The 6,794-nt window shown below is 64.1% G+C and carries 6 protein-coding genes; 2 read left to right on the forward strand and 4 right to left on the reverse strand.

Translation table 11 applies throughout. The annotated features are described in order from the left end of the window. Positions 1–3 precede the first annotated feature (3 nt). The 4 genes from FJ956_RS14570 to FJ956_RS14585 form a co-directional block, all read right to left on the reverse strand. Entirely contained in the window at positions 4–1,191 is a 1,188-nt protein-coding gene (locus tag FJ956_RS14570; protein WP_140683810.1) for a malate--CoA ligase subunit beta, read from the reverse strand. 18 nt (positions 1,192–1,209) lie between these two features. Further along, the gene (locus FJ956_RS14575; RefSeq protein ID WP_140683812.1) at positions 1,210–2,190 is read right to left on the reverse strand and encodes a CoA ester lyase; all 981 of its coding nucleotides are present in this window, start codon (positions 2,188–2,190) and stop codon (positions 1,210–1,212) included. A 10-nt stretch (positions 2,191–2,200) separates the two neighbouring features. Continuing rightward, positions 2,201–3,391, reverse strand: a complete 1,191-nt coding sequence (locus FJ956_RS14580; RefSeq protein ID WP_140683814.1) for an aminotransferase class V-fold PLP-dependent enzyme — start codon at positions 3,389–3,391, stop codon at positions 2,201–2,203. Between the two features lie 135 nt (positions 3,392–3,526). Continuing rightward, positions 3,527–4,198, reverse strand: coding sequence for a response regulator transcription factor (locus FJ956_RS14585; protein ID WP_246672222.1), 672 nt, complete (start codon positions 4,196–4,198; stop codon positions 3,527–3,529). A 362-nt stretch (positions 4,199–4,560) separates the two neighbouring features. On the opposite strand from FJ956_RS14585, the gene mgtE reads away from it, so the two are divergent. Together mgtE and FJ956_RS14595 are read left to right on the forward strand one after the other, a co-directional pair. Continuing rightward, the gene (gene mgtE / locus FJ956_RS14590) at positions 4,561–5,979 is read left to right on the forward strand and encodes a magnesium transporter (RefSeq protein ID WP_140683816.1); all 1,419 of its coding nucleotides are present in this window, start codon (positions 4,561–4,563) and stop codon (positions 5,977–5,979) included. Between the two features lie 145 nt (positions 5,980–6,124). Next, positions 6,125–6,511: a MerR family DNA-binding transcriptional regulator gene (locus FJ956_RS14595; RefSeq protein ID WP_027168973.1), complete on the forward strand. Its 387-nt coding sequence runs from the start codon at positions 6,125–6,127 to the stop codon at positions 6,509–6,511. The last annotated feature ends 283 nt before the right edge of the window (positions 6,512–6,794 follow it).

The following is a 6,794-nucleotide window of genomic DNA, read 5'->3' on the forward strand; positions in this document are numbered from 1 at the left end:
CCCTCAGGCTGCTTTTTTGTTCTTGGTGGCTTCGCGCCAGGCCGCGACGGCCTTTTCGGCGGCTTCGGCTAGTGTGTCGGCGACGATCACCGCCTCGCCGGAATCGGCCAGGATCTTGCGCCCCTCCTCGACCTTGGTGCCGGAAAGGCGCACCACCAGTGGCACATCGACGCCGACCTCGCGGATCGCCTTGATGACGCCTTCGGCCACCCAGTCGCAGCGGTTGATGCCGGCGAAGATGTTGACCAGGATGGCCTCGACATTCTTGTCGCCGAGCACCGCGCGGAAGGATTTCGCCACCCGTTCGGGCGAGGCGCCGCCGCCGATGTCGAGGAAATTGGCCGGCTCGCCACCGGCGATCTTGATCATGTCCATCGTCGCCATGGCGAGGCCGGCGCCGTTGATGATGCAGCCGATATTGCCGTCCAAGCCCACATAGGAGAGGCCGCGGTCGCTGGCGAAGGTCTCGCGCGGGTCTTCCTGGCTCTTGTCGCGCAATTCAGAGATTTCCGGGCGGCGAAACAGCGCGTTCTCATCGAAGGACATCTTGGCGTCGAGCGCGACGAGGCTGCCGTCGCGCGTCACCACCAGCGGATTGATCTCCAGCATCGTGGCGTCGTAATCACGGAACACCCGGTAGCAGCCGAGGATGGTTTCGGTCGCCTTGCCGATCAGATTGTCCTCGAGCCCGAGGCCGAAGGCGATCTCGCGCGCCTGGAAGCGCTGCATGCCGACGCCCGGATCGACGGTGGCGCGGATGATCGAATCCGGCGCCGTCTCGGCGATCTCCTCGATCTCCATGCCGCCGGCCGCCGACGCCACGATCATGACGCGCTCTTCCTTGCGGTCGAGCACGAAGCCGAGATAGAGCTCCTGCGCGATATCGACGGCTTCCTCGAGATAGAGGCGCGAGATCAGCTTGCCGCGCGGTCCGGTCTGGTGGGTCACCAGCTTGCGCCCGAGCATGGCTTCGGCCGCGTTGGAGATCTCCTCGTCATTCGAGCAGAGCTTGATGCCGCCGGCCTTGCCGCGCGCGCCGGAGTGAACCTGCGCCTTCAGCACCCATTTCGCGCCGCCGATCTCCCTGGCACGGTAGGTCGCCTGTTCGGGGCTGTAGGCGAGGCCGCCGCGCGGCACATGCACGCCGTGGCGGGCAAGCAGTTCCTTGGCCTGGTATTCGTGGATGTCCATCATGTCCTCCCGGTCATTCTATTGTGCGGCGGCTTGCGGCTTCTTTTCGCTAACACGTTGGCCGGCGCGCTCGATCGCCTCGTTGACCACCAGCACGTTGCGCGCCATGCGCTCCGACGCCGCGTCGATCATCTTGCCGTCGAGCGCCGCCGCCCCCTTGCCGAGCGCCTCGGCCTCCTTCAGCACTTCGAGGATACGCCTGGCCCGCGTGACTTCTTTCTCCGGCGGCGAGAACACGTCGTTGGCCAAGGCGATCTGCGAGGGGTGGATCGCCCATTTGCCTTCGATGCCGAGTGCCGCGGCGCGCCTGGCGGCCGCCTTGTAGCCTTCGGGATCGGAGAAATCGCCGAACGGTCCGTCGATGGCGCGCAGGCCATAGGCGCGGCAGGCGACCGTCATGCGCGACAGCGCGAAATGCCACTGGTCGCCGGGATAGTCGGGGTTGAGGCCGCCGATGTTGACGGTGCGCGCCTTGTTTGAGGCGGCATAGTCGGCGACACCGAAATGCATGGCTTCCAGCCGACCGGGCGTAGCGGCGATCGCCTCGACATTGGCCATGCCGAGCGCCGTCTCGATCAGCGCTTCCAGGCCGACGCGGGTCTTGAAACCCTTGGCCATCTCGATCTGGTTGACCATGGCCTCGACCATATAGAGGTCGGCCGGCACGCCGACCTTCGGCACCAGGATGGTGTCCAGCCGGTCGCCTGCCTGCTCCATGACGTCGACGACGTCGCGGTACATGTAATGCGTGTCGAGGCCGTTGATGCGCACCGAGACGGCCTTGCCCTTGGCGCGCCAGTCGATGTCGTTCAGCGCCTGGATGATGTTCTTGCGGGCGCGCTCCTTGTCGGGCGGCGCGACCGCATCCTCGATGTCGAGGAAGACGAAGTCGGCGGCGCTGTTGGCCGCCTTGTCGATCATCTCCGGGCTCGAACCCGGGACGGCGAGCTCGCTGCGCTGCAGCCTGAGTTTCTTCAGATGGTTGATGGTGTGGCTCATGGTCCGCTCCTCACGCCGCCTTGGCGACCGGGACGCCGGCCGTGCGGCGGAAGTGCTCGATCGCCGCGGCCACGCCCGAGCCGGGCGCCAGACGCACGCCGCAATCGAGCAGCGCCATTTCAGCCGCCGACAGCGAGGCGCAGACCATCACCTCGTTCAACCAGCCGAGATGGCCGATGCGGAAGACTTTTCCGAACACCTTGTTCAAGCCGCCGCCGAGCGACGTCTGGTAGGCCTGGTAAGCGCGCTTGACGACATCGCCGCTATCGATGCCTTCCGGCACCATAATGGCGCTGACCGTGTCGGAATGCCATTTCGGCGCCTTGGCGCTGAGCTTCAGGCCCCAGGCGTCGACCGCCTTGCGCACGCCTTCGGCAAGGCGATGGTGGCGGGCGAAGATGTTGTCGAGCCCTTCCTCCTCGATCAGGTCGAGCGAGGCGCGTAGGCCGCGCAGCAGCTGCGTCGCCGGCGTGTAGGGGAAATAGCCGGCATCGTTGGCGCGGATCATGTCCTCGAAGGAGAAGAAGCAGCGTCGGTGCGTCGAAACCCGCGAGGCGGCCAGCGCCTTCTTGCTGACCGACAGGAAACCGAGGCCGGCCGGCAGCATGAAACCTTTCTGCGAGCCGCTGACGGCGCAGTCGACGCCCCACTCCTCCTGGCGGAAGTCGATCGAGCCGATCGAGGAGACGCCGTCGACGAAGAGGAGCGCCGGGTGGTTCGCCGCATCGAGCGCGGCGCGGCAGCCGGCGACGTCGCTGGTGACGCCCGTCGCGGTCTCGTTCTGCGTGCAGAAGACCGCCTTGATAAGATGCGCCTTGTCGGCCTTAAGCCGCTCCGCATAGATTTCGAGCGGAACGCCGGTGCCCCATTCGCAGTCGATGAGGTCGACCACGAAGCCGAGGCGCTCGGCCATGTCGACCCACAGATGCGAGAACTGGCCGAAGCGCGACATCAGCACTTTGTCGCCTGGGCTGAGCACATTCGTCATCGCCGCCTCCCAGGCGCCAGTGCCGGAGGAGGGGTAGATGAAGACGCGACCGGTCTCGTTCTTGAAGACTCGCTTGATGTCCTCGAACAGCGGTAAGGTCAGGTCGGGGAAGGAGGCGGCGCGCATATCCTCCATCGGCAGATTCATGGCCTGCCGGACTTGCTCCGGAATGTTGGTGGGCCCCGGGATGAAAAGATGCGTGAACCCAGCCATGCGCGAAACTCCTCCGATCGTTTGGGATAGTGGAGGAAGTTTCGTCCCGGCGAGGCTCGGCAACAACACCTTGCCGGGTAAGTTGTTGGCCCTTGCGGGTGGGATGGTCCTACCCGATTGGCCTACCCGGGCAGCCTAACCGAAAGGCGGTTTGGACGTGCGGCGTTTCTCGCTGGAATAAAGCGCGACGGCCATCGCGCGGTTGCGCACGTCCAGCTTGTCATAGAGATTCTTCAGGTGATACTTCACCGTGTTCTCGGAAATCCCGGTCCGCGTTGCGATCTGCAGGTTGGTCCAGCCGTCGGAAAGCACCGCCAGCAACTCGCGCTCGCGCACGGTGAGGCGGGACAAGGGCGTGTCGTTGACCTTGTTGATGTCGATATAGGGGATGCAGATGCGGCCATGCGCGACCGCAAGGATCGTCTCGAAGATCACCGGCGGCTCGTCGAACTGGAAGCAGTAGCCCTGCGCGCCAAGGCGCACGCATTGCTTCAGGATGCCGATGTCGTGGTCGTTGGAGAAAATCGTGATACGCACACCGAGCTCGCGGTTCTGGACCTCCGTGAGGACGTCGGCGCCATCCATATCGGCGAGCTTCCAGCCGACGACAGCAACATCGAATTTCGTGGCGGCGGCCAGTTCCAGGAATTGCGCGCCGCTGTGCACAACACCGAGCAAATCGAAACGGCCGTCGCATTCCAGCATTTCGCGCAGTGCCGAAACGACGAACGGATTGCGCTCGGCAACGACCACGCGAACGCGCTGCTCGGCATTTCCTTGGTTCGTCTTTGCGGACTTGATGTTCAAGGGCAGCGTTTGTCCTCGGACTGTTTGGCGATGCGTTGATCCTGCTGGATCATGCATCATGACAATTCTGCCTCAATGGGGAAGGGGTGCTCTTTCCCCAGCGACATGCGCTGTCGCGTCGGCTGAAGCGATTGTCACGCCTGCGACGGGGACGCCGCATGCTGCTCTTGAAGGGGGTGCGAGCCGAAGACAACCGCCACATTTCCTTGGCTATTCCGTGCGCTAGAGCGACATCTTTCCAAGACGAATCCTATTACCGCGCTATCTGCCGCACAGGGTTTGGATTTCCCGAAAAGCGGTTTCCACTTTTCGGGATCATGCACTAGACCTCATTTCGGGATTCCTCGTTGCGGGAGGCGCTGGTGGAAGGCCAGGACAGACAGACGACCGGCGCCGCGCCCGCCGAGGAGCACCATGCCGACATCTATGGCGAGGACGGCGCCGTGCGCGCCTCCTTCCTTGCCCAGATCGGCGCGGCGATCGCCGACCGCGACACGATCACCCTCAAGCGCCAAGTCGACGACCTGCACCAGTCGGAGCTCGGCGACGTGCTGGAGGCGCTTCATCCCGAACAGCGCCGCGCGCTGGTCGAGCTGCTCGGCTCCGATTTCGACTTCTCCGCGCTGACCGAGGTCGACGAGGCGATCCGCCTCGATATCGTCGACAATCTGCCCAACGCGCAGATCGCGCAGGCGGTGCAGGAGCTCGATTCCGACGACGCCGTCTACATCCTCGAGGACCTCGAGAAGGAAGACCAGGACGAGATCCTGTCGCAGCTGCCTTTCACCGAGCGCATCAGGCTCAGGCGCTCGCTCGACTATCCGGAGGAGACAGCCGGCCGGCGCATGCAGACCGAGTTCGTCGCCGTGCCGCCCTTCTGGACGATCGGCCAGACCATCGACTACATGCGCGAGGACAAGAACCTGCCCGAGCGCTTCAGCCAGATCTTCGTCATCGACCCGAGCTTCAAGCTGCTCGGCGCCATCGACCTCGACCAGATCCTGCGTACCAAGCGCGCGGTCAAGGTCGAGGAGGTCATGCACGAGACCCTGCATGCGATCCCGGCCACGATGGACCAGGAAGAGGCGGCGCGCGAGTTCGAACAATACAACCTGCTCTCCGCCGCCGTGGTCGACGAGAACGGGCGGCTGGTCGGCGTGCTGACCATCGACGACGTGGTCGACGTCATCCAGGAGGAGGCGGAAGAGGACCTTCTGCGCATGGGCGGCGTCGGCGACGAGGAACTGTCCGACACGGTGCTCGCCACCTCGCGCTCGCGCGTGCCCTGGCTGCTGGTCAACCTTGTGACCGCCTTCCTCGCCGCTTCGGTGATCGGCCTGTTCGACCGCACGATCGAGCATATCGTGGCGCTGGCGGTGCTGATGCCGATCGTCGCCGGCATGGGCGGCAATGCCGGTTCGCAGACCATGACCGTCACCGTGCGCGCGCTGGCGACGCGGGAGCTCGACATCTACAACGCGGCGCGCATCATCCGCCGCGAGGTCGGCGTCGGTTTCATCAACGGCATGGTGTTCGCGGTGCTCATCGGCATGGTTGCCGGTTTCTGGTTCCGCGACGCCAATCTGGGCGGCATCATCGCGGCGGCGATGATCATCAACATGTTCGCCGCCGCACTGGCCGGGATTCTCATCCCGCTGCTGCTTGACCGTTTCAAGATCGATCCGGCCGTGGCCTCCGCCGTCTTCGTCACCACCGTTACCGACGTCGTCGGCTTCTTTGCTTTCCTTGGGTTGGCTACCTGGTGGTTCAGCATTCGCTAAAGCAAGAAGGCGCCGTCAATTGACTTTTACGTAAATGCCGTGCGAGGTTGCCCCCTGGGGTCACGTGCCGATTCCGGCACGGGATGGGTCTGATCGGAGGGAAGGGCGACGCACCAAGCGGCGATGCCCGGGCTTGGGAGCGGGAATGCGGGAATATTACACGATCACCGAGCTGACACGCGAATTCGACGTGTCGACGCGGACGTTGCGTTTTTACGAGGACGAAGGGCTGGTGCAGCCTGTAAGGCGCGGCCGCACGCGGCTGTTCCGGCCGTCCGACCGGCACCTGATCCGCCAGATCATGCGCGGAAAAAGGCTCGGCTTCTCGATCAACGAGATCCGCGAGATTATCCAGATGTACAAGGAGCCGCCCGGCGAGGTCGGCCAACTCAAGCTGATGATCAAGCGCATTGAGGAGAAACGCGAGGATCTGCGCCAGAAGCGGCGCGACCTGGAGGAGACGCTGGCCGAGCTGGACCAGGCTGAAGAGTCCTGCGTGGAGCGGCTGGCTGAGTTGGGTGTGAATACGTAGCCCGCTGACAGCCCAAAGAATCCCGCTAGGTGGCACAAACGTTCGAGATTGGCCGGAGCCTCCCGAACTTCGTCATCCTTGGGCGTAGCGACGCGAAGCGGAGCGAAGACCCGAGGATCCATTCCGTGACCTTCGCCGGAGGATGAGGACGGTGCAGAACAAGGCTTTCTGCACCGCAGCAACGCCGATAGGCAACGGCATGGATTCTAGACGTTATGACCGTGGTCTGAGCGGCGGCCCGTCCTAAGTCTTTGCAGCTGTAAAGCAAACGGGGATTGCTTCG

It is taken from the genome of Mesorhizobium sp. B2-4-3, from assembly GCF_006442815.1.
Lineage (GTDB): Bacteria > Pseudomonadota > Alphaproteobacteria > Rhizobiales > Rhizobiaceae > Mesorhizobium.

What these genes read in the sequence shown, in the direction of transcription:
- FJ956_RS14595 (WP_027168973.1), top strand. Translation starts at nt 6,125, where the DNA reads ATGCGGGAATATTACACGATCACCGAGCTGACACGCGAATTCGACGTG.
- FJ956_RS14575 (WP_140683812.1), bottom strand. Translation starts at nt 2,190, where the DNA reads ATGAGCCACACCATCAACCATCTGAAGAAACTCAGGCTGCAGCGCAGC.
- FJ956_RS14570 (WP_140683810.1), bottom strand. Translation starts at nt 1,191, where the DNA reads ATGGACATCCACGAATACCAGGCCAAGGAACTGCTTGCCCGCCACGGC.
- FJ956_RS14580 (WP_140683814.1), bottom strand. Translation starts at nt 3,391, where the DNA reads ATGGCTGGGTTCACGCATCTTTTCATCCCGGGGCCCACCAACATTCCG.